The sequence below is a fragment of the Stenotrophomonas sp. TWI602 genome, assembly GCF_039674045.1.
Taxonomy (GTDB): domain Bacteria; phylum Pseudomonadota; class Gammaproteobacteria; order Xanthomonadales; family Xanthomonadaceae; genus Stenotrophomonas.
This window is the reverse complement of the sequence record NZ_JBDJMT010000016.1, coordinates 1-20,669: the sequence shown is the minus strand read 5'-3', so window position 1 is coordinate 20,669 and position 20,669 is coordinate 1. Positions and strand designations below refer to the sequence as shown.

The following is a 20,669-nucleotide window of genomic DNA, read 5'->3' as shown; positions in this document are numbered from 1 at the left end:
GTCGCAGGGAGAGTGGCAGGACCGCGATACCGTGTTCGATGCGGGGCCTGACCCTGCGCTTCGTGTTGTTGACCGGCATGGCCATCGGCCTGGTCGGGATTTCCGCGTTGATCCAGGAGCTGCAGGCGGCCTCCACGGCGTGGATCATGGGCCAGAGCCACTGGTCGCGTGGCCAGCAGCAGGCCACTCACGCGCTGTCGCGGTACATCGCCTCGGGGGATGCTGTTGACCTGGGCGCAACCCGGCAAGCGCTGCGGGTGCCGCTGGGCGATCTCACCGCCCGCCGTGCCCTCGAGCAGGCCGACCCGGACATCGCCGCAGCACGCCAGGGCTTCATTGAGGGCGGCAACGCCCGCGGCGACATCAACCGTTTGATTCTCTCGTATCGCTACCTGCGCGATCAGCCGTATTTCCGCGATGCGGTACGGCTGTGGCGCGACACCGATGACGATCTGCTGCAACTGGTGGCCATCACCGACCGGGTCCAGGCCGGGCATGCCGCCGGCACACTGACACCGGCGGCGCAGCAGGCCCTGCTGCGCCGGGTGCAGGCGCTGGATGTGGGGATGCAGAACCAGGCGCGTGCGTTCTCCAGCGCGTTGCTGCATACCGCGGCGATGGTGCGCATGACGACCTTCATCGTCGGCGGGCTGTCGGTGCTGGCGATCACCCTGGTCGCCGTGCTGCTGGCGCGGCGCGTGCGCAATGACCTGACCGAACAGGAGAGCCGCTTCCGGGCCGCGTTCTACCAGGCCACGGTGGGCATGCTCAAGCTGGATGAGGACGGCGGCATCATGGAGGCCAACCAGGCAATGGCCGATATCCTCGGCCAACGCCGCGAAGCGCTGCTCAGTCTGTCGCTGGCCGATCTGCTGGTGGAGGGCGAGCTGGTCCTGGACGAGCACGGCCGGATCGACTGGCCGCGGCAGCTGCGCCCCGGTGAGCTGCGCTTCCTGCGTGCCGACGGCAACCTGATGTGGGGGCGCTGGAGCGGTACCGTGGTGCACACCCGGGCGCGGGCGCCGGCGGTGTTCGCGCTGGTGGAAGATGTTTCGCAGAACCATGCCCTGGCACGCGAGGTGGAGCACCACGCCAGTCACGACCCGCTGACCGGGCTGATCAACCGCCGCGAGATCGAGCGGCTGCTCGAACAGGCGCTGGTGGCGGTACGGGCCGCGGGCGGCACCCACTCGCTGTGCTACATCGATCTGGACTACTTCAAGCTGGTCAACGACGGGCTCGGCCATGCTGCTGGCGATCAGCTGCTGCGCAGCTTCGCCGATTACCTGGTGGGGGCGGTGCGCGATGGCGACTGGGTCGGCCGCCTGGGTGGCGACGAGTTCGCCCTGTTCCTGGCCAATGCCGGGCAGGATGAAGCCAAGCAGGTGCTGCAGCGGGTGGTGCGCACGCTTGGCCAGGTCAGCATCCAGCAGGGCGACGGCGCACCCCGGGTGAGCTGCAGCATCGGGGTCGTTGAGATCAGCCCGGATGCGCCGGATGTGAACTGGTTGATGAGCGCCGCCGATAGTGCCTGCTACGCGGCCAAGGAAGCCGGTCGCAACCGGGTGCACTGCTACAACGAGAGCCGCATGGCACTGGATGAGCGGCGGCGCGAAGCGGAGCGGTTGGCCCATGTTTCCAGCGCGATGGCCGAGAACCGCATGCTGTTGTATGCCCAGCGTATCGAGCGGGTCGGCGATCCGGAGTTCCTGCATTACGAAGTGCTGGTGCGCATGCGCAGCCCGGAAGGCGCTTTGCAGGGGCCGGCCGAGTTCATGGGCGCGGTGGAGCGATACGGCATGGGCATGGCACTGGACCGGCATGTGCTGTCGCTGCTGTTCCGGCACCTGCAGGTGTGCCCGAGCCATGTGCAGCAGCTGGGCCTGTGCAACGTCAACGTGTCCGCGCAGTCGATCGCCGAGCCGAGCTTCCTGGCCTTCGTCACCGATCTGCTTGAACGCAACCGCGGCCTGGCGCGCAAGCTGTGCTTTGAAATCACCGAGACCGCGGCGGTCAGCAACCTGGACCAGGCGCGCGCCTTCATCGATGCGGTGAAAGCGCGTGGCTGCCGCATGGCGCTGGACGATTTCGGCTCGGGGCTGTCCTCGTTCGGCTACCTGCGGCAACTGCCGGCGGACATGCTCAAGATCGACGGCGTGTTCGTGCGCGACATGAACCTGGATCCGGTCAACCGCGCCGCGGTGCGCGCGATCACCGAGGTCGGCCGCGAGCTGCACATGATGGTGGTGGCCGAATGGGTGGAATCGGCGGTGGTCGCCGATCAGCTGGCGCAGATGGGCGTGGAGGGCCTGCAGGGGTATGCGATCGAACGGCCGATTCCGCTGGAGCGGATGACCCAGCTGGCGATACGGCCGGTGGGCGCGGGGCGGCCCTCCGAGGCCTGGCGGGGCGCGCCATGATGCGATAATCCTCGCCGACGACAGCGGACACGGTGTGCGCGGGCGATCACGGGCGGGCAGGGCGCAGTGTGAGCAACGGGGGCGGGTATTCAATCGGGTGGATGGCGCTTGCGCTGGTGCTGCTGTGGCTGTTGCCCTGGAGCCTGCAGGCGGCCCCGCGCGTGGGGCAGGATTTCCTGTTGCTGGGCGGGGCGACCGATGCGGTCACCCCCCAGCGCGCGTGCACCCCGGATGTGCTGGCACGCCACCAGGAAGTGCTGTCCATCCCGGCCCCGGCCGCCGGCTGGTCGGGCAAGCCCCAGGCCGTGGATGTGTTCGGCGTGCTCACCGGCGAGGTCCGCATCAGCCACGGTGACCGCGAGATCTGCGGCAGCATGCACGATGCGCGTACCCGTGATTCGCGTTTCCGTGCAGGGGTCGGGCTGGTGGTGGTGCCCGAGGCCGGCAACCATGACCCGATCGTGGTCTCCTGGACACGCCCGCTCAAGCCGCGCTGGGTGCCGACCATCCAGTTGGGGGCCCCGAGCCCGGTGCAGCAGAACGATACGGCACGGCTGCTGATGCGCGCCGCCTGCATCGCGGTGGCGATCGCGCTGGCACTGTCGGCAATGATGGGGTGGGTCACCACCCGCGACCGCTCGTTCCTGGTGTATGTCGGCGCGTGCGGGGTGTTCGTGCTGTGGCAGGCGGTGCTGGGGGGCTTGAGCGGCTATCCCGAGCCGTGGCTGCCCGTGCACGAACACGCCTCGTGGTGGCTGGTCGCGCTGAGCGCGTTCAGCGAAGCGCTGCTGCTGCCCATCCTGTGGCGACTGAACGGCGGCGATCGCCGCTGGCCGCGCTCCCGCCCGGCCCAGCATGCGGCGCTGTGGGGACTGGTGGCCATGGGGCTGACCGTGCCTTTGTGGGGGCCGGACGGCCTGGCCGTGGTGTCCGAGCTGCTGGAGTGGGTCTTCCTCACGGGCTGCACGCTGTGTCTCGGCGCAGGCCTGTGGGGGCTGTGGCAGCGCGATGCGCATGCACTGCCGGGGCTGGCCGCGCTGGCCCCCTGGTGGATCATGATCGGGGCCGATGCGCTGGATGCGCAGTGGCTGGTGGCATACCGGATCGAAGCGTTGCAGCTGTCGGCGACCTGGTTCCTGATGATGGCCGCCTATGCCCTGAACCTGCGGCTGGGCCGGCTGCGCCGCCAGCGCGATGAAATGCGCCAGCTCGCCGATACCGACATGCTGACCGGCCTGCCCAATCGCCGCGCCGGCCTGCGCCTGCTCGCCGAATACCTGGAACGGGCACGCCAGGAACCGCATGCACTGGCAATCGGCTTCCTGGATATCGATCTGTTCAAGAACATCAACGATCAGTTCGGCCACGACGTCGGCGATCAGGTCCTGGTCGCGGTGGCGCGCGCGCTGCGCGGCTCGGTGCGCAATCACGACGATGTGATCCGGATGGGCGGCGAAGAATTCCTGGTGCTGTTGCCCGGCGCCGGCCATGCCGCCGCCGTGGCGCGGTTGGAGACGGTGCGCCAGCAGGTGGCCGCAGTCACCCAGACACTCGGCATTCCCGGCCTGACGGTCTCGGCCAGCATCGGCCTGGCCGTGCTCAAGCCGGGCAGTGACGACCTGGCCGGGCTGCTGCGCCGGGCCGACCACGCCATGTATTGCGCCAAGCGCAACGGTCGCAACCAGATCCATGACGGCGAGCGCACCACGACCGCCGGCGATCCGCTGCCGGCCTGAACCGCCGACACGCGGAAAAACGCAGCAGCGACCGCCTTTTGCCCGATAATGGGCCGATGACAACCCGACTCAACAAGCATATTGCCGACACCGGCTTCTGTTCCCGGCGCGAAGCCGACCGCCTGATCGGCGAACGCCGCGTCACCGTCAATGGCCATCCGGCCGGTACCGGTGCGGTGGTGGGCGAACAGGACGTGGTGCTGGTCGACGGCCAGCCGCTGCGCGCGCGCGAAGCGAAGAAGGCCGGCGGCCGCAAGCACGTCTATATCGCGCTGAACAAGCCGGTGGGCATCACCTGCACCACCGAAAGTTCGGTCAAGGGCAACATCGTGGAGTTCGTCGGCCACGAGCAGCGCATCTTCCCGATCGGCCGCCTGGACAAGGATTCCGAAGGCCTGATCCTGCTGACCAGCAACGGCAACATCGTCAACCAGATCCTGCGCGCCGAGAACGGGCACCAGAAGGAATACATGGTCGCGGTCAACAAGGCCGTCACCGATGAGTTCCTGCGTGGCATGGCCCGCGGCGTGCGCATCCGCGATGAGGTCACGCTGCCGTGCCGGACCAGCAAGCTGGCCAAGTTCGGGTTCCGGATCACGCTGCAGCAGGGCTTGAACCGGCAGATCCGCCTGATGGCGGCCGCGTTCGGTTTCCGGGTCACCCAGCTGCGCCGCGTGCGCATCGACAACATCAAACTCGGTGCGCTCAAGCCGGGGCAGTGGCGCAATCTCACCGATGCCGAGCTCAAAGGCCTGCTGCCCAAACAGCTGGACTGGTGATGCTGTGCGTCACGCCGTGACACCGTACCCGGGCTAGACTGATCCGGCACACGCCACCGCCTGCCACGATGATCAAGCCGTCCAAGCCGGACAACGAAGCACAGCGCCTGCTGGCGCTGCAGCGGTATCAGATCCTGGATACGCCGCGCGAGCGGTCCTTCGATGATCTGGTCACGATCGCCACCGCGCTGTGCGGCACCCACATGGGCGCGGTGACCCTGGTCGACCAGGAGCGCCAGTGGTTCAAGGCGCGGCAGCTGCTGGACGCACCGGAAACCAGCCGGGACATCTCCTTCTGCGGTCACGCCATCCTGCAGCCGGACCAGGTGATGGTGGTCGAGGATGCGCGAACCGACCCACGCTTTTTCGACAACCCGGTCGTGGTCGATGAGCCGCATATCCGTTTTTATGCGGGCGCGCCGCTGCTGAGCAGTGACGGCCTGCCCCTGGGCACGCTGTGCGTGTTCGATGCCGCCCCCGGGCAGCTCAGCCCCGGCCAGCGCGATGCCCTGTCGGCGCTGTCGCGGCAGGTTTCGCTGGTGATGGAGCTGCGCCGGTATGCGCATGAAATACAGCAGCACATGACCGATCGCGCCTGGTACGAGCAGCGCCTGGCGGAGTACAACGAACTGCTGGAACAGCAGAACGCCGACCTGGCCGAACAGAGCCGCACCGACCCGCTCACCGGCCTGCCCAACCGCCGCGCGATGAGCACCGCGCTGGAGGCGGCGGTGGTGGATGCCGATGGTCACCCGCGCGCGACCGCTGTGGCGCTGCTCGACATCGACCACTTCAAGACCGTCAACGATCTGTACGGTCATGCCACCGGCGATCACGTGCTGGCCGAACTGGCCCGGCTGCTGCGCGCGCATTTCGCCGGGCATGGCCTGGCGGCGCGCTATGGCGGCGAAGAGTTCGTGGTGCTGATGCCCGACACGCCGTTGGCCACGGCAGAGCTGCAGTGCGATTTCCTGCGCATGGCGGTAGCCGATCTGCCGCTGGGCCTGCCGTTGACGATCAGCATCGGGGTGGCCGCGCACCGCCACGGCGATGCGATCGAGCAGACCCTGGCCCGCGCCGATGCAGCGCTGTACCGGGCCAAGGGCGAGGGGCGCAACCGGGTCATCCGCGCCGACTGAGGTGCACGGGCCGTATCCGCGGCAGGTACCGGGTGTTGGCCGGTACGCCCGCTCAATCGGCGATGTTGCGTGCCTCGGACGTCGCCAGGAGTTCCGGGTGCTGCACCTTCCGGCGGCGATTGAGCAGCGGGTGCAGGAACACCGCCCCCACGATGATCGCCACGCCGGCATAGAACAGCGGGGTCAGCTCCCGTTGCTCGCTGAGCAGCACCATCGCCAGCAGGATCGCGTAGACCGGCTCAAGATTGGTCACCAGCTGCGAGGTGTAGGCGCTGATGTGGCGCAGGGCGACCAGCGCGAGCGCGAACGGCAGCAGCGTGCACAGCCCGGCCAGGGCCAACAGCAGCAGGCCGTCGTGCAGGTCCGGGATCACCCACAGGTCGCTGGCCAGGGCCGGCAGCAGGAAGGGAAGTACCGGCGCCAGCAGGGTCAGGGTCAGCGTGCCCGCACCTAGTTCCAGCGCGGTCACGGTGAGCGGGTCGGCATGACTGACTAGGCGCTTGTTGAGTGAGCCGAAGATCGCCACCAGCAGCGCCGAGAGCGCGCCGATCAGGACGCCCAGGCGCATGCCATCGGGCACGCCGCCCACCACCAGCGCGACGCCCGGCAGGACCAGGATCCCGAAGGCCAGCTCACGGAACTGGAAGGGGCGCTTGGCCACCCAGGGTTCGATCACCGCGGTGAACACCGGCGCCAGCGCGATGCAGGTCGCCGCCACCGAGGCATTGGCCAGCTTCACCGCGCCATAGAACGTGAGCCAGTGCAGCGCGACCAGCGCGCCCACACCGCAGTAACCGGCGACCAGCCGCGGGGACAGCTGGCGCAGCCCGCGCCACACGCGCGGCACCAGGGCCAGCATCGCCACCACCAGCAACATGCGCCACCACACCAGCGGCAGCGCGGGCAGGGTGATCAGCTTGCCAAGGATGGCGGTGACGCCCCACAGCAGCACACAGAAATGGATTTGCAGCAGGGCTCTGCGGGTATCGGTCATCGGCATCCGCCTATTGTGCGACAAGCCGCGCCGCGAAGGATGCCCTACAAGCGATCCCGCGCGGGGTCATGGCATTCTGCGGCGATGACGCGCCTGCCCATCGCCCCTGTCCCCGCCGGACTGCCGCACGCCCTGCGTGCCCTGGCCGGCCTCACCGCCGCGGTCGCCGTGGTGGCACTGCTGCTGCAGTACCACCTGCTGCTGCGCACGCCCGGCCTGGTGGCTGCGGACGCGACGCTGCGCTACCTGGGCTACTTCACCATCCTGAGCAACATCGGCGTCGCCGCGGTCTGCCTGGCACTGGCCCGGGGCCGCCGTGAAGGGCTGGCCGGCCCGGTCCCGCGCGCGGCGGTGGCGCTGTTCATCGGCATCACCGGGTTGATCTACGTGATCATCCTGCGTCCGCTGTGGCACCCGCAGGGCGCGCAATGGTGGGCCGATGCCGGCCTGCATTACGCGGTGCCCGTGCTGTATCTGCTTGGCTGGCTGGCCGGGCCGCATGGCGGCCTGCATCGGCGTGGGTTGCTCAGCACACTGGCGTTGCCGACGGTCTACCTCGGCTGGGCCCTGCTGGTCGGGCGGCTCAGTGGGCAGTACCCGTATCCCTTCCTGGACCTGGGCGCGCTGGGCATCGCGCTGGTTGCGCGCAATGCGCTGTCCGTGGCAGTGGTGTTCGTCGTGTGCGGTGCGCTGGTGTGGTGGCTGGATGGTGCCTTGGCGGCGCGCCGCCGGAACCGCTAACGCATCAGCTGCCGCCGAGCAGCTGCAGCTGATCGCGCAGCGCCATCGCCGCGCCGGGATTGCGCTGTTTGGCCGCACCGATGAACAGCACATATACCTCGCGCGGTGGCTGCGCGGGGCGTTCGGCGCAAAGGTGGGGAAGGTCCGGATTGTCTTCGCCGCGGGCCCAGCGCATCGCACGCAGGCACCATTGCTCCATGGCCCTCGCCGGGTAGCCGGCGCGCAGGTTGGCGCGCGAGCGCATCAGCCGCGCATAGAGGAACCCCGCGGTCGGGTCGGCAAAGCTGGGGTACTCATCCGAGCCACTGAATACCAGCGCTGCACCGTGGGCGCGGGCAGCGGCCAACAGCGCCGGCGTCCATGCGGCGGGATTGCGTACCTCCAGTGCATGCTGCAGAAGCCGACCGTCGATCTTGCGCGGGAGCATGCCCAGGAACTGCTCGAATTCGTCCGCACCGGCGGGATGGCTGTCGCCGAACTGCCAGATCAGCGGTCCCAGCCGGTCCTCCAGCACGCTGATGCCCTCGATGAAGCGCTCGGCGCGTTCACCAACGGTGGCCAGGTCATGGGTCTGGGTGATTGTGCGCGGCGCCTTGGCCGAGAAGCGGAAGCCCGCTGGCGTCTGCTCGCGCCACTGCGCATAGATGGCCGGCTTCTGCGCACGGTAGAACGTGCTGTTGATCTCGATGCAGCCCAGCTGTTGGCTGGCGTAGGCCAGTTCTTCGCGTTGCGGCAGCCCGGCCGGATAGAACGTGCCGCCGCGCCATGCCGGGAAGACCCAGCCGCCGATGCCGGTGCGGATGGTGCCGGGCGGTGTGCTCATGCGCCGCCCGCATGGTCGGCCCACGGGTCGTAGCTGCCGAACCACCACAGGTAACCTTCCAGATCGCGGCAGGCATAGCCGCGGCCGCCATACGGTTGGTCGGCGATGTGCATGACGATCTGCGCGCCCGCAGCGACGGCGCGCGCATGGTGCGCATCCGGATCGGCCACGATCACGCAGGCGCTCTGGGTCTGCCGACCGCCGACCTCGTCCGGGTGGACGCTGTAGCGGCCCCACTCGCTGGCGTTGTCGACCGAGCCGAGCATGATCATGCCGTGGCCATACACCAGCTGGGCGTGGTGGACGATATCGCCCTCGGCATACACCGCCTGTTTCTGGAAGCCGAACGCGCGCTGCAGCCACGCCATCGCGGCGTGTGCATCGCGGTAGCGCAGGCAGGGAATGATCGTGGCGGTGGTCTCGGCGGGCGCGGTCATGGCGGGCCTCCTTCTGGCACAGGCGAGCCTGATCCGGGCCGCGTTACCATCGTGCGAAACCGGGGCATCGACACCCTCGACGCCCCCGCCACACGCAACCGGAGACACTGCTTGAACACATCCTGGATCGGAGGCGCCGTGCTGCTCGCATGCGCACCCTTGGCATCGGCCGCCGTGCCGGCCGAACTGCAGCGGCTGGACGCCACCATCGGACGCGCCCGCGCCGAGTTCGACATCCCCGGCATCGCCGTGGCGGTGGTCAAGGATGGCAAGGTAGTGATGGAGCGCGGCTACGGGGTGCGCGAGCTGGGCAAGCCGGATCCGGTCCAGGCCGATACGCTGTTCGCGATCGCGTCCAACACCAAGGCGTTCACCGCCACCGCGCTGAATCTGCTGGCCGAGCAGGGCAAGCTGAAGATGGAGGATCGCGTGATCGATCATCTGCCCGGCTTCCGCATGTCCGATCCGTACGTCACCGGCGAAATGCGCATCCGCGATCTGCTCTCGCACCGCAGTGGCCTGAGCCTGGGCGCGGGCGACCTGCTGTTCTGGCCGACCACCTCCTACAGCAACAAGGAGGTGGTGCAGCGGCTGGGCAAGGTGCCGCTGAAGGCCGGTTTCCGTGATCGCTATGCCTACGACAACATTCTCTACGCGGTCGCCCAGCAGGTGATCGAACAGGTGTCCGGGCAGACCTATGCGGACTTCCTGCAGCAGCACATCTTCACCCCGGTGGGCATGCAAGGCACCCGCTGCAACGCCGATCATCTGCAGCCCGGCGACAACGCCGCGGTCGGTCACGCCAAGTACGATTTCAGCCAGCTGCGGACCGTCGCGCCGCTGACCTGGTCCAACAATGCCGGCGCCGGCGGCATTTATTCCAGCGTGCACGACATGGCGCGCTGGATGAACGTGCAGCTGGCCCACGGCACGCTGGAGAACGGGCAGCCCCTGTTCACCGCCAAGACCCAGCAGGCGATGTGGCAGATGATTACGCCTCAGGTCGTGCCCGAACCGAGCGTGCCGCAGCTGGCGGCCGCACGGCCGAACTTCGCCGGCTATGGCGAAGGCTGGAGCCTGAGCGACTACCGCGGCCAGAAGCTGGTCTGGCATACCGGCGGCTGGCCGGGGATGGTGTCGCGCGTGACCCTGGTGCCGGAGCACAAGCTGGGCATCGTGGTGCTCACCAACCAGGAAGTCGGCGCGGCCTTCAATGCCATCACGATGGAAGCGCTGGATGCCTATCTGCAGGCCCCGGCCACCGACTGGGTCGCCGCGTATGCCGCTGCCGTTGCCAAGTCACAGGAGAAAGCAGACGAAGGCTGGGCCAAGCACCAGGCCGCACGTGATGCGAGATCCAAGCCGTCGCTGCCACTGGCGCGCTACGCAGGGGGCTACCGCGACGCATGGTACGGCGATGTATTCGTTGAGCAGCAGGGCGGCAAGCTGCGCCTGCGCTTCGGCAAGACCGCGCAGTTGATCGGCACGCTGGAACATTGGCAGCACGATACCTTCCTGGTGCGCTGGGACGACCGGTCACTCAATGCCGACGCCTTCGTGAATTTCAGTCTGGATCCGGACGGCAACGTCCGTGAGGTCCGCATGCAGGCGGCGTCCTCGCTGACCGATTTCAGTTTCGATTTCCAGGACCTGCTGCTGACACCGATCGCGCCCGAGGCCAAGGGCTGAACCCCGTCGCCGGCGTGTGATGGAGGTGAGAGTAAAAGGACAGGCCGCGGTGGGATAATCGCGGCCTGTTTTGTTTTTGGTGCACTGCGATGTTCCGCTGGTTCGAATCGCTGATTCCGGTTTTCCCGCCGATCGATGCGCGCATGCCACCGCGCAAGGTGGTGCCGTTCTATATCCACTATCTGCGCCCGGTGTGGCCGGTGCTGCTGGCCACGTTGATCGCCGGCCTGCTGTTGGCGCTGGTCGAAGTGGCGATGTTCGATTTCCTTGGCCGCATCGTGGACATGGTCGCCGAGCAGCCCGGCAGCGATTTCTTTGCGCGGCATGCCAACACGCTGATGTGGATGGCCGGCATCACCCTGATCGCGCGCCCGCTGCTGGTGTCGTTGCACAGCCTGCTGGTGAACCAGGCGATCGTACCGGGGCTGAGCAACCGCTCGCGCTGGTTGATGCACAACTATGTGGTGCGGCAGAGCCTGAGCTTCTTCCAGAACGATTTCGCCGGCAGCATGGCCAATCGGGTCATGCAGACGGGGACGTCGCTGCGTGAATCGGCCGTGCAGATGGTCGATTCGCTCTGGTACATCATCGTCTACACCGGCACCGCGCTGTACCTGTTCGCGCAGGCGGACTGGCGGCTGATGATTCCGTTGGGGCTGTGGATGGTCGGCTACGCGGTGATCATGTGGTACTTCGTGCCGCGGGCCAAAGAGCGCGCGTGGATCGCCTCCGAAGCACGCTCCAAAGCGATGGGCCGCATTGTGGATGGCTACACCAACGTGCCCACGCTGAAGCTGTTCGCCCATGGCGGGCGCGAGCAGGCCTACGTGGCCGAGGCGATCGACGAACTGGCCACCAAGCACCGTGGCCAGACCCGGGTCACCACCGGGCTGGAAGTCACCATCGCCATCGTCAACGGCTTCCTGATCGTGGGCACCTGCGGCCTGGCGCTGTGGCTGTGGAACGGCGGCCACATCACCGTCGGCGCAATCACCCTGGCCACCGGCCTGGTGATCCGCATCCACAACATGTCCGGCTGGATCATGTGGACCATCAACGGCATCTTCGAAGATATCGGCACGGTGCAGGACGGCATCACCACCATCTCCCAGCCGCTGACCGTGCAGGACCGTATCGACGCCGTGCCGTTGGTGGTCAGGCAGGGCGCCGTGCATTTCGATCACATCCATTTCCATTACGGCAAACGCGGGGGCGTGATCGCCGGGTTGGACCTGCAGGTGAAACCCGGTGAGAAGATCGGCCTGGTGGGTCCCTCGGGTGCCGGCAAGTCGACCCTGGTCAACGTGCTGCTGCGTCTGTACGACCTGGAGAGCGGGCAGATCCGCATCGACGGCCAGGACATCGCGGGTGTCACCCAGGAGAGCCTGCGCCGGCAGATCGGCGTGGTCACCCAGGACACCTCGCTGCTGCACCGCTCGATCCGCGACAACCTGCTGTACGGGCGTCCGGATGCAACCGAGGCGCAGCTGCATGCCGCCGTGGCCAAGGCACGCGCCTCGGCCTTCATCGATACACTGGTCGATGGGGAAGGGCGCCGTGCTTACGACGCGCACGTCGGCGAGCGCGGGGTGAAACTGTCCGGCGGCCAGCGCCAGCGCATCGCGATCGCGCGGGTGCTGCTCAAGGACGCCCCGATCCTGGTGCTGGACGAAGCAACCTCGGCGCTGGATTCGGAAGTGGAAGCGGCGATCCAGGACAACCTGGACGAATTGATGACCGGCAAGACGGTGATCGCGATCGCGCACCGCCTGTCCACCATCGCGCGCATGGACCGGCTGGTGGTGATGGATCAGGGCCGCATCGTGGAGACCGGCACGCACGCCGAGCTGATCGCGGCGGGCGGGTTGTATGCGCGGCTGTGGGCGCGGCAGACCGGGGGCTTCGTCGCCGCCGATGCCTAACCGGTGCCGACGCTGCCGGGGGGTAGAGCCGACTGTCAGTCGGCTGCTTCCCGCGTAGAGCCGGGTTCTACCCGGCTGCTCCTGCTGTTGCGTGGCGCAGGCAGCCGGGTAGAACCCGGCTCTACGAAACCCCACAAAAAAACGGCCCGGTTCGCACCGGGCCGTTGCCTGTCTGACGAGGAACCAGGCGGGTTTACTCGATCGGCTGGTCCAGCATCAGCTGGCGCGCGAAGCGCACCGGCGGGGCGCCGTAGGACAGCATCTGATCGTGGTACGCCTTCAGGTTGAACTTCGCGCCCTGCTTGTCCTGCACGGCCTTGCGGGTATCGAAGTGTTCCTGCGCGCCGACGAAGTAGGTCGGCAGCTGCGCGGAGGTCAGCTGCGCACGCACCCACTTGCCCGAAGCTTCGCTTTCCTGCTGGAAGGCATCGTGGGTCATCAGGTGCATCGCCTGCTCACGCGTCCAGTTGTCCACGTGCACGCCCTGATCCAGGATCGCGTTGGAGATGGTGCGCAGGTAGAACTTCAGCTGCACCAGGTGGAACAGCGGATCGTTGTCCAGGTAACCCTGCTCCTGCATCATCCGCTCGGTGTAGACCGCCCAGCCTTCGGCGAACAGGCCCGAACGCAGCACCGCACGCAGCGTGGAGGGGAACTTGCCCGAGTGCCAGCCTTCCAGGTAATGGCCCGGGGTGCCTTCGTGGATGCTCAGCAGGTGGATCATGCGGCTGTTGTATTCGCGCAGGAACGAGTCGACCTGCTTGTCCGTCCAGTCGTCCGGGATCGGCGAGACCGCATAGAAGGTCTTCAGGTTCTTGTCGAGCGGGCCCGGCGAGTCGCAATAGGCCACGGCCACGCCACGCTGGAATTCCGGCATCAGGATGATGTCGACCGGCGAATCGGGCAGGGTCATCAGGTCATGCTTGCGCACGAACTCGGTGGACTGCTCCAGCGCGGCCTTGGCGTCGTCAACCACCTTGTCGCGGGCCGGCTTGTCGGCATAGGCCAGCTCCAGCGCGGCTTCGATCGCGGCCTGCTGCTGCTCATCGCTCGGGTTGGCCGGCAGCGCCGGCGCGCCCGGCTTGTCCTTGAGCACGGTCTGCGCGATGCCGTACATGTCCTGGCGCACACGCTTGAGCTCGGCACGCGCGCGCTCGCCGATCTCGGCGCGCGAGAGCGAGGAGTTCAGCGCGAACTTCAGCTTCTGGTCGTACAGGTCCGCACCGATGCGGAAGTCCCCCTTGGCGTTCGGCACCAGGGTCTTGTCCAGCCAGGTCTGCTGCTCGTCGACAGCCTTCTTCAGGCCCTCGATCGCAGCCTGCAGGCGCTTCTGGTCCTCGGCCGGCAGCTCACCGATGTGCGGGGTGATGAAGGTATCGACGATGCTCAGGATGCCGCGGTTCTGTTTGGCCACGGTTTCAGCATGGATCTTCGGCACGCGGGCCGGGTCCAGGTTCTCGCGGGCCTGGGCGAAGATCTGCGGCAGCTTCTCCATGCGCGCGGTCGCCGACTTCAGGCGGTCGGGCAGCGGGGCGAACTCACGCGCCATCAGGCCGTAGAGCGCGCTGCCGGCCATGCCGTTGTACATCTGCGGGTCCCACTTGGGCGACTGCAGCACTTCCGCGGTCCAGACCTCGGACTGCAGCTGGTTGCGCAGGATCGCCGCATCCACCTGGTTCTCGCGCGAGAGCTTGCTGACGTCGATCTTGTCCAGGTCGCCCAGCAGTGCCTTGTATGCGGTCAGCACCTTCTGCTGGCCGGCCGCGCTCAGGTCGTCGATCTCGCTGTCGTAGCGGTGGTCGCCGATCTGCGTGGCGCTGATCGGGGACAGCTGCATCCAGGTGTCGAGGGCGCGCTTGGACAGATCGGCGAAGGCCGCATCGACCGCGGCATCGCCAGCCGGGGTGGCCGCTTCGGTGCCGGTGGTGGGCGTCGGGGAGTCGGCCTGCTGGCAGCCACCAAGGGCGGCGATCAGGGCGAGGGCAAGCAGATGCTGGCGCATCGGTGTTCCTGTACTGGGGACAATCCCCGAGCATAGGGCCGATGGCCGCCGTTGTCCCCGTGCCATTGGATTACCATGCGCCGTGAAGATCACCGCTTTTGATGGAGCTGCACTGTGACCGAGTGGAAAGGACTGGCCCGCGCCGGGCTGGCAGGGATGCTGTTGTTGGTCCTGGTGGCCTGTGGCCGCAGCGGGCCGAACTACGCCGCCGATGCGGCCGCCGGGGCCGTGGCGTCCCCCGAGGGCGCGTTCCTGGCGTATGAACACGACATCCGCATCCAGCTGGATGCCAAGCGCATCAGTGAGCGGGTCAAGGCCGTGTCCGCGGCCTGCCAGAGCAACCGGTTCGGGGACTGTGCCGTGCTGCAGGTAGGCGAGGAAGGCGGTGAAACCCGCTCCGGCTCCATCCGCGTGCGCATCGCGCCCAAGGGCGTGGAACCGATCATCGCCCTGGCTGGTGAAGGCGGCGATGTGGCCTCGCGCAACACGCATGCCGAAGATCTGGCCCAGCAGGTGGCCGATACCGCGCTGACCCAGACGCGGTTGCAGAAAGAACACGCGCAGCTGCAGGCGTATCAGCAGCGCAGTGACATGAAGGTGGCCGACCTGTTGGCGGTCTCGCAGCGCATGGCGGAGATCGAGGCGGGGCTGGAGCAGGCCAACAAGGACGCGGCACAGCAACGCCGGCGGATCGACACCCAGCTGGTGACGATGCACTTCGAAGGCCCGGCCGGGCAGCGCAGCCGCAGCGAAATCGGCAAGGCGTTCAGTGAGTTCGGGGCGATCTTCACCACCAGCATCGCCTTCGTGATCCGCGCGATCGCCGCCTTGGTGCCGGTCGGCGTGGTGGTCTGGGCGGTCGGTGCCGTGGTCGTGGCGCTGTGGCGCCGTCGCAAGCGGCGCAAGGCCGCGGCGGCCGCACGCTGACCAGACCGGTCGTGCCGCGCCTGAAAGCGCAGCACGACGGTTGACTCAGCCTTCGTCCTGCTCGTATTCCACGAAGACATCCAGTTCCAGCGCCAGTTCCTGCACGGCGTCACGCACGCGCTGGGCACCGAGTGCGTTGCCTACTTCCACTTCCAGTTCGTGCGTGCCCGGGCCGATGTCATCGGACAGGCCGGCCGAGCTGGAATCGTCGTCGTCCATGTGCGGCATCAGGTCGTCGGTTTCCTCGACGTGTTCGATCCCCTCGATGCTCTGCAGCAGGTCGGTGATGGCACGTGCATCGTCTTCGGTGCCGGTGATTCGCAGTCGCAACAGGGCCATGGGTCGAGCCTCGGGGAAAGGGACTCCAGCCTAGCCAGCACGCGGAAAAGATCGGGTGAGGACATGCGCCGGACCGTGGCGTCCGGTTCAGTCGTGCGTGCCGTCCGCAGGCGGCAGGCCCAGCAGTTCATCGGGCAGTGCGGGCAGCGGGGTGCGCTCATCCAGTGCCTCGCGCTTGAGCCAGTCCATGAACGCCTGCGCGGTCGGGCTGAGTGGGCGGTGTTCGGCGTGGACGACGTAGTAGGCGTAGCGCGCCTTGAGTGCGGGGCCGGGCAGGCGCACCAGCTCATAACGCTGCAGGTAGGGCTGGGCGATGTGCTTGCGCGCCAGCACTGCGCCGATGCCGTAGACCGCGGCGCGCATCGCATCGGTGCTGTCGCTGAAGGTGTGCAGCGAGGGCAGGTCCAACCCGCGCACACCCGCCGCCCGGAACCAATCGCGCCAACCCTGCGGCGACATGTCGCTGAGCAGCGGCAAGGCGGCGATCTGAGCCGGTTCGCGCAGCATCGAGACGCCCGCCAGGGAAGGTGAGGCCACCGGGCAGAGTTCATCGTCCATCAGGTGATGCGCGGCCATGCCTGGCCATTGGCCAAGGCCGTAACGGATGCCCAGTTCCGGACCGGTTTCGTCAAAGCGGACCAGTTCGGTGCTGGTCTGCAGCTCGATACGCATGCGCGGATGCTGTTGGGTGAAGCGCGGCAACCGCGGAATCAGCCAGCAGTACGACAGCGAGCGGATGGTGGTGACCCGCAGCGGCACGATGTCCGCCTGCGGATGCAGGTTGCCGGCCACTGCATTGAGATCACTGAGCGCCGCCGCCGCCGCATCGGCCAGCTGGCGGCCTTCGGCCGTCAGCCGCACGCCGCGCGCATGGCGCTGGAACAGGATGGTTCCAAGCAGGTCTTCCAGCCGTCGCACATGGTGGCTGACCGCACTGGCGGTGAGGTGCAGTTCCTGGGCGGCGTGGGCGAAGTTCTGGTGGCGTGCGGCAACCGCGAACACCCCCAGCGCGGGCAACAGGGCAGGGCGAAGGATCATGGTCGAGACCCAAATCATATTTGTGGCTTGCACGGATACTACGCGCTTGTGAGTGCCTGACGGCAGGCGGATGCTGTCGTCCTTCCCCCCCCGGATTCACGCGCATGTTGCCGCCCCTTACCCCCTGTCCCGCGCGCCTGCCCTGCTTCGGGGGCCGGTCATGAGCGGAGCGCCGCTGGCCGCCGCTACGGTGGCGCGCGATTGGCGCACGCCGCTGGAACTGACCGCACTGGGCGCGATATGGGGCTGCTCGTTCCTGTTCATGCGGGTGGCCGTGCCAGCCTTCGGACCGTATGCACTGGTGGAGGTGCGGCTGCTGCTCGGCGCGCTCGTGCTGCTGCCGTTCCTGTGGCAGGCGCGCGCGCAGTTCCCGGCCCGCCGCTGGCTGTGGCTGGCGCCGATCGGGCTGATCAACTCGGCCATCCCGTTCGTGCTGTTCGCCTGGGCCGCACAACGCGCTCCGGCCGCGATCGGTGCGATCTGCAATGCGATGACCGTGCTGTTCGCCGCGCTGATCGCGTTCCTGTTCTTCGGCGAAAAGATCGGCATGCGCCGCGCGATCGCCCTGCTGGTCGGCTTCGCCGGGGTGGTGGTGTTGGCCACGGCCAAAGTGTCCGGTCTGAGCATCGGTGCGGCGGTGATGGCCGGTGCCCTGGCCGCGCTGTTGTATGGCCTGGGCGTCAATCTGGTGAAGCGCCACATGACCGGCCTGCCACCGGCGGCCTCGGCCGGTGCCACGCTCGGCTGCGCGGCGATCCTGCTGCTGCCGATGGCGCTGACCCATTGGCCGACCGCCCCGATCCCGATGCTGTCCTGGGCCTGCGCGATTGCGCTGGGCGTGGTCTGCACCGGCCTGGCGTTCCTGATGTTCTACCGCCTGATCGCCCGCATCGGTCCGGCCCGTGCCTCGACTGTGACCTACCTGGTGCCGATGTTCGGCGCGCTGTTCGCGTGGCTGTTCCTGGGCGAACCGGTGACTGGCGCGATGGTCGTGGCGGGCGTGCTCATTCTCGGCAGTGTGGCGGTGTCCCAGAAGCGATAGAGATCGCCTCTGCGGAGGCGATCAGCCGGCCAGCGGCCGGCGCGACCGGGACGGGCATGTCCACCCCCATGCACGTTCACCGCGCCGGTGGCGCGGCCTTACCGCACCGGCACCGGGATGTTGCACAGGTCGATGTGGCCGGCCGGGCGCTTGTAGAAATCATCGACGCGGTTGCGGCGCGCTTCGGTCGCATCGGCAAAGGTCCTGGAGTCCGTGCGCAGCACCTGCAGCTTGGGGCGTTCCGCGGCCGGTACATCGCTGGCACGCTGGATCGACTGGATCGCCGTACGCTGCGCCGGATCGGCGTAGAAGCCCATCGGGGCCGGGCCACGTGGCAGCGCGCTGAGCAGCTCCATGCCCTGCAGCACGCGGCCGACCACGGTGATGTTGCGGTCCAGCTGACGCGGCGACTGCCCGGTCACGACGTACAGTTCGGCACCGATGCTGCTGTCTTCCTCGTTGTTGCGGCCGGCGCCCAGCGCGCCATAGCAATGCGCCAGCCAGGTCTTGCCGTCCTTGCGATCCTGGCCCACCGGGAAGCCGTCGACGAAGCCGGTCTGGTCGGCCCAGCCATCACGGTCGGGCAGGAGGCTCACCTTCAGCCCCTTGCTGTCACGCTGGAATTCGGCCGGGAGCGTGCGCTTGGCGCTGCCGAGCGGCTTTGCCTTGGCGGCATCGTCGGCATCGGCATCGCCGAACTGCACCACGAAGTTGTCCTGCGCGCGGTAGATGCTCTCGCCATCCCAGAAATGCTCGTGGGCCAGGGTCTGGATGTTGCCCACGTGCTGCGGCGCGAACGCCGGGGCCAGTTCGATGATGACGCGGCCGGCGGGCAGGTTCATGTACAGCAGGTTGGCCGGGTCGGGCGTGCGCCAGTCGCTGTCCGGCGACGCGTCCAGGATCTGCTGCGGGCTGCGGTAAGGCGTGGCCGCGCTGACCAGGCCGGGGAGCAGGCAGGCCAGGGCGAGGGTGAGCAGGGCAGGACGACGTGGCGACATGGCAGACCCGTTCAGGAAGGGAGTGCCCGATTGTGCGCGAAGCGCACCGGCTACGGCCAGCCAGGGGATGTCCTGCGGCACGGTGACTAACGACACATCCGCTATAGCGAACTTCGGACTAGTGTGGACTCCACGCTAGCGGAGACCGTCATGAGCGACCACGAGGTCCACCTCAAGAAATTCCAGAAAGAGCTCAGCTCCGGCACGGTCTCCCTGGCCTTGCTGGCGGTGCTGGCCAAGGCCGGTGAGCCGCTGTACGGCTACCTGATCGCCAAGGAGCTGGAGCGGGTCGGTGAGGGCGTGCTGAGCGGCAAGCAGAGCGCGCTCTACCCGGTGCTGCGCAACCTGGAAGGGGCCGGGTTGCTGGAAAGCCATGTTGAACCGTCGGTGGCGGGTCCGCCGCGTCGCTACTACCGCATCAATGACACGGGGCGTGAAGTGCTCAGCCACTGGACCGCCGCATGGCGTGCCACCCGTGATTCCGTCGATTCCGTCCTGGAAGGGGTAACCGCATGAACATCGAATCCGTGGCCGGTCGGGCCTTGCCGACCACCATCCCGGCGTATCTGGCACAGCTGCGCGCGGCGTTGCACGACGCCGATCCGGCGATGGTGCAGGACGCCCTGTACGACGCCGAGGAGTACCTGCGCTCGGAGCTGGCCGCACAGCCGGGCCGCAGCGAGGCCGAGGTGATCGCCGATGTGGCCGGCAGTTACGGTGCGCCGGAAGAAGTGGCCGAGATCTACCGCGAAACGGAAATCACCGTGAACCGTGCGCTGCGCACGCCGAGCGCGGGTGCGGCATCGATCCGACGTGCAGCGCCGGTCAGCGCTGGCGCGCAAACGGCACCGCCGCAGGCGCCGTCCAAGCCACGCTCGGCCCTGGCCCGCTTCTTCGGTGTGGCGCTGGAGGCACGCACCTATGGCGCGCTGTTCTACATGCTCCTGTCGCTGGCCACCGGTACGTTCTTCTTCACCTGGGTGGTCACCGGCCTGTCGCTGTCGCTGGGCCTGATGGTGCTGATCATCGGCATTCCCGTGGCGGTGTTGTTCTTCGGCTCGGTGCGCGGTCTGTCGCTGCTGGAAGGGCGATTGGTCGAAGCCCTGCTCGGTGAGCGCATGCCGCGCCGGCCGACCTATTCCGACCGCAGCCGCAGCTGGCTGCAGCGGATCGGTGACATGTTCACCGATGGCCGCACCTGGCTGACCCTGCTGTACTTCGTGCTGATGCTGCCGCTGGGCATCGTCTACTTCACGATCGCCACCACGCTGTTGTCGACCTCGATCGGCTTCATCTGGGCACCGGTGGCGGCGCTGTTCTCCAGTGACTACGTGGGCATCCACATCGACGGCATCCAGATGCTGCCGATCTGGGTCACACCGCTGCTGGCGATCATCGGCGTGCTGCTGCTGTTCGCGACGCTGCACCTGGCCCGCGGCATCGGTCACCTGCACGGGATGATGGCCAAGCATCTGCTGGTGCGGCTGTAAACGGGACACGAGGATGGCGAGGGTGACGACCAACGGTCGTCACCTACCGGCGCTGCAGAACCCGATGATCCGGTAGTGGGGGGGGGGGGGGGGGGGGGGCCCCGCGAGGGGGGGGGTGGAAGGGGGGGAACGGGGAGGCACGCAAGGAGGGAG

18 protein-coding genes are annotated in these 20,669 nt (G+C 67.7%); 11 read left to right on the top strand and 7 right to left on the bottom strand.

Annotation, left to right across the window (positions count from 1 at the left end; translation table 11 throughout):
* The first annotated feature begins 38 nt into the window (after positions 1–38).
* The 4 genes from ABE483_RS14105 to ABE483_RS14090 all read left to right on the top strand — a co-directional run bounded on the left by ABE483_RS14105 (position 39) and on the right by ABE483_RS14090 (position 6,074).
* Positions 39–2,420 carry an EAL domain-containing protein gene (locus ABE483_RS14105; protein ID WP_346481894.1) on the top strand — a complete coding sequence of 794 codons (2,382 nt, stop codon included), beginning with the start codon at positions 39–41 and terminating at the stop codon, positions 2,418–2,420.
* Between the two features lie 101 nt (positions 2,421–2,521).
* On the top strand, positions 2,522–4,156 hold the full coding sequence (locus ABE483_RS14100) for a diguanylate cyclase (protein ID WP_346481893.1): 1,635 nt from the start codon (positions 2,522–2,524) through the stop codon (positions 4,154–4,156).
* Positions 4,157–4,212: 56 nt separating this feature from the next.
* On the top strand, positions 4,213–4,935 hold the full coding sequence (locus tag ABE483_RS14095) for a pseudouridine synthase (protein WP_019184431.1): 723 nt from the start codon (positions 4,213–4,215) through the stop codon (positions 4,933–4,935).
* A gap of 68 nt (positions 4,936–5,003) precedes the next feature.
* Positions 5,004–6,074 (top strand): sensor domain-containing diguanylate cyclase, encoded by a 1,071-nt coding sequence (locus ABE483_RS14090; RefSeq protein WP_313217701.1) that lies wholly within the window; start codon positions 5,004–5,006, stop codon positions 6,072–6,074.
* Between the two features lie 52 nt (positions 6,075–6,126).
* On the opposite strand, the gene ABE483_RS14085 is transcribed toward ABE483_RS14090, so the two are convergent.
* Positions 6,127–7,074, bottom strand: a complete 948-nt coding sequence (locus ABE483_RS14085; protein ID WP_293981624.1) for a DMT family transporter — start codon at positions 7,072–7,074, stop codon at positions 6,127–6,129.
* Positions 7,075–7,152: 78 nt separating this feature from the next.
* On the opposite strand from ABE483_RS14085, the gene ABE483_RS14080 reads away from it, so the two are divergent.
* On the top strand, positions 7,153–7,809 hold the full coding sequence (locus ABE483_RS14080; RefSeq protein WP_346481892.1) for a Pr6Pr family membrane protein: 657 nt from the start codon (positions 7,153–7,155) through the stop codon (positions 7,807–7,809).
* A gap of 4 nt (positions 7,810–7,813) precedes the next feature.
* Here the strand turns inward: ABE483_RS14080 and ABE483_RS14075 are convergent, their stop codons facing one another.
* Entirely contained in the window at positions 7,814–8,632 is an 819-nt protein-coding gene (locus tag ABE483_RS14075; protein ID WP_346481891.1) for a DUF72 domain-containing protein, read from the bottom strand.
* The gene (locus ABE483_RS14070) at positions 8,629–9,069 is read right to left on the bottom strand and encodes a VOC family protein (protein WP_346481890.1); all 441 of its coding nucleotides are present in this window, start codon (positions 9,067–9,069) and stop codon (positions 8,629–8,631) included. The genes ABE483_RS14075 and ABE483_RS14070 overlap by 4 nt, the downstream gene beginning before the upstream one ends.
* Before the next feature lie 111 nt (positions 9,070–9,180).
* On the opposite strand from ABE483_RS14070, the gene ABE483_RS14065 reads away from it, so the two are divergent.
* Both ABE483_RS14065 and smrA read left to right on the top strand, forming a co-directional pair.
* The gene (locus ABE483_RS14065) at positions 9,181–10,758 is read left to right on the top strand and encodes a serine hydrolase (protein WP_346481889.1); all 1,578 of its coding nucleotides are present in this window, start codon (positions 9,181–9,183) and stop codon (positions 10,756–10,758) included.
* An 89-nt stretch (positions 10,759–10,847) separates the two neighbouring features.
* Positions 10,848–12,680, top strand: a complete 1,833-nt coding sequence (smrA, locus tag ABE483_RS14060; RefSeq protein WP_346481888.1) for a multidrug efflux ABC transporter SmrA — start codon at positions 10,848–10,850, stop codon at positions 12,678–12,680.
* 193 nt (positions 12,681–12,873) lie between these two features.
* Here smrA and ABE483_RS14055 read toward each other — a convergent pair whose 3' ends face one another.
* A complete protein-coding gene (locus ABE483_RS14055) occupies positions 12,874–14,682 on the bottom strand; it encodes a DUF885 domain-containing protein (protein ID WP_346481887.1) in 1,809 nt (602 codons plus the stop codon).
* A 156-nt stretch (positions 14,683–14,838) separates the two neighbouring features.
* Between ABE483_RS14055 and ABE483_RS14050 the strand changes: the two genes are divergently transcribed.
* Positions 14,839–15,609, top strand: coding sequence for a DUF4349 domain-containing protein (locus ABE483_RS14050; RefSeq protein WP_313210880.1), 771 nt, complete (start codon positions 14,839–14,841; stop codon positions 15,607–15,609).
* A 45-nt stretch (positions 15,610–15,654) separates the two neighbouring features.
* On the opposite strand, the gene ABE483_RS14045 is transcribed toward ABE483_RS14050, so the two are convergent.
* Together ABE483_RS14045 and ABE483_RS14040 are read right to left on the bottom strand one after the other, a co-directional pair.
* The gene (locus ABE483_RS14045; protein ID WP_019184421.1) at positions 15,655–15,948 is read right to left on the bottom strand and encodes a hypothetical protein; all 294 of its coding nucleotides are present in this window, start codon (positions 15,946–15,948) and stop codon (positions 15,655–15,657) included.
* Between the two features lie 87 nt (positions 15,949–16,035).
* A complete protein-coding gene (locus tag ABE483_RS14040; RefSeq protein ID WP_313210822.1) occupies positions 16,036–16,986 on the bottom strand; it encodes a LysR substrate-binding domain-containing protein in 951 nt (316 codons plus the stop codon).
* 160 nt (positions 16,987–17,146) lie between these two features.
* Between ABE483_RS14040 and ABE483_RS14035 the strand changes: the two genes are divergently transcribed.
* Positions 17,147–18,028 (top strand): DMT family transporter, encoded by an 882-nt coding sequence (locus ABE483_RS14035; protein WP_313210824.1) that lies wholly within the window; start codon positions 17,147–17,149, stop codon positions 18,026–18,028.
* Between the two features lie 98 nt (positions 18,029–18,126).
* Here the strand turns inward: ABE483_RS14035 and ABE483_RS14030 are convergent, their stop codons facing one another.
* Complete coding sequence (locus ABE483_RS14030; RefSeq protein ID WP_346464149.1) at positions 18,127–19,026, bottom strand: peptidylprolyl isomerase; 900 nt, start codon at positions 19,024–19,026, stop codon at positions 18,127–18,129.
* 150 nt (positions 19,027–19,176) lie between these two features.
* Between ABE483_RS14030 and ABE483_RS14025 the strand changes: the two genes are divergently transcribed.
* Both ABE483_RS14025 and ABE483_RS14020 read left to right on the top strand, forming a co-directional pair.
* Positions 19,177–19,542 (top strand): PadR family transcriptional regulator, encoded by a 366-nt coding sequence (locus ABE483_RS14025; protein WP_313210828.1) that lies wholly within the window; start codon positions 19,177–19,179, stop codon positions 19,540–19,542.
* Positions 19,539–20,516, top strand: coding sequence for a sensor domain-containing protein (locus tag ABE483_RS14020; RefSeq protein WP_346481886.1), 978 nt, complete (start codon positions 19,539–19,541; stop codon positions 20,514–20,516). The genes ABE483_RS14025 and ABE483_RS14020 overlap by 4 nt, the downstream gene beginning before the upstream one ends.
* Positions 20,517–20,669: the final 153 nt, after the last annotated feature.

Coding starts and splice junctions, on each gene's coding strand:
- ABE483_RS14105 (WP_346481894.1), top strand. CDS start 39: ATGCGGGGCCTGACCCTGCGCTTCGTGTTGTTGACCGGCATGGCCATC.
- ABE483_RS14100 (WP_346481893.1), top strand. CDS start 2,522: ATGGCGCTTGCGCTGGTGCTGCTGTGGCTGTTGCCCTGGAGCCTGCAG.
- ABE483_RS14095 (WP_019184431.1), top strand. CDS start 4,213: ATGACAACCCGACTCAACAAGCATATTGCCGACACCGGCTTCTGTTCC.
- ABE483_RS14090 (WP_313217701.1), top strand. CDS start 5,004: ATGATCAAGCCGTCCAAGCCGGACAACGAAGCACAGCGCCTGCTGGCG.
- ABE483_RS14085 (WP_293981624.1), bottom strand. CDS start 7,074: ATGCCGATGACCGATACCCGCAGAGCCCTGCTGCAAATCCATTTCTGT.
- ABE483_RS14080 (WP_346481892.1), top strand. CDS start 7,153: ATGACGCGCCTGCCCATCGCCCCTGTCCCCGCCGGACTGCCGCACGCC.
- ABE483_RS14075 (WP_346481891.1), bottom strand. CDS start 8,632: ATGAGCACACCGCCCGGCACCATCCGCACCGGCATCGGCGGCTGGGTC.
- ABE483_RS14070 (WP_346481890.1), bottom strand. CDS start 9,069: ATGACCGCGCCCGCCGAGACCACCGCCACGATCATTCCCTGCCTGCGC.
- smrA (WP_346481888.1), top strand. CDS start 10,848: ATGTTCCGCTGGTTCGAATCGCTGATTCCGGTTTTCCCGCCGATCGAT.
- ABE483_RS14055 (WP_346481887.1), bottom strand. CDS start 14,682: ATGCGCCAGCATCTGCTTGCCCTCGCCCTGATCGCCGCCCTTGGTGGC.
- ABE483_RS14050 (WP_313210880.1), top strand. CDS start 14,839: ATGCTGTTGTTGGTCCTGGTGGCCTGTGGCCGCAGCGGGCCGAACTAC.
- ABE483_RS14045 (WP_019184421.1), bottom strand. CDS start 15,948: ATGGCCCTGTTGCGACTGCGAATCACCGGCACCGAAGACGATGCACGT.
- ABE483_RS14040 (WP_313210822.1), bottom strand. CDS start 16,986: ATGATCCTTCGCCCTGCCCTGTTGCCCGCGCTGGGGGTGTTCGCGGTT.
- ABE483_RS14035 (WP_313210824.1), top strand. CDS start 17,147: ATGAGCGGAGCGCCGCTGGCCGCCGCTACGGTGGCGCGCGATTGGCGC.
- ABE483_RS14030 (WP_346464149.1), bottom strand. CDS start 19,026: ATGTCGCCACGTCGTCCTGCCCTGCTCACCCTCGCCCTGGCCTGCCTG.
- ABE483_RS14025 (WP_313210828.1), top strand. CDS start 19,177: ATGAGCGACCACGAGGTCCACCTCAAGAAATTCCAGAAAGAGCTCAGC.
- ABE483_RS14020 (WP_346481886.1), top strand. CDS start 19,539: ATGAACATCGAATCCGTGGCCGGTCGGGCCTTGCCGACCACCATCCCG.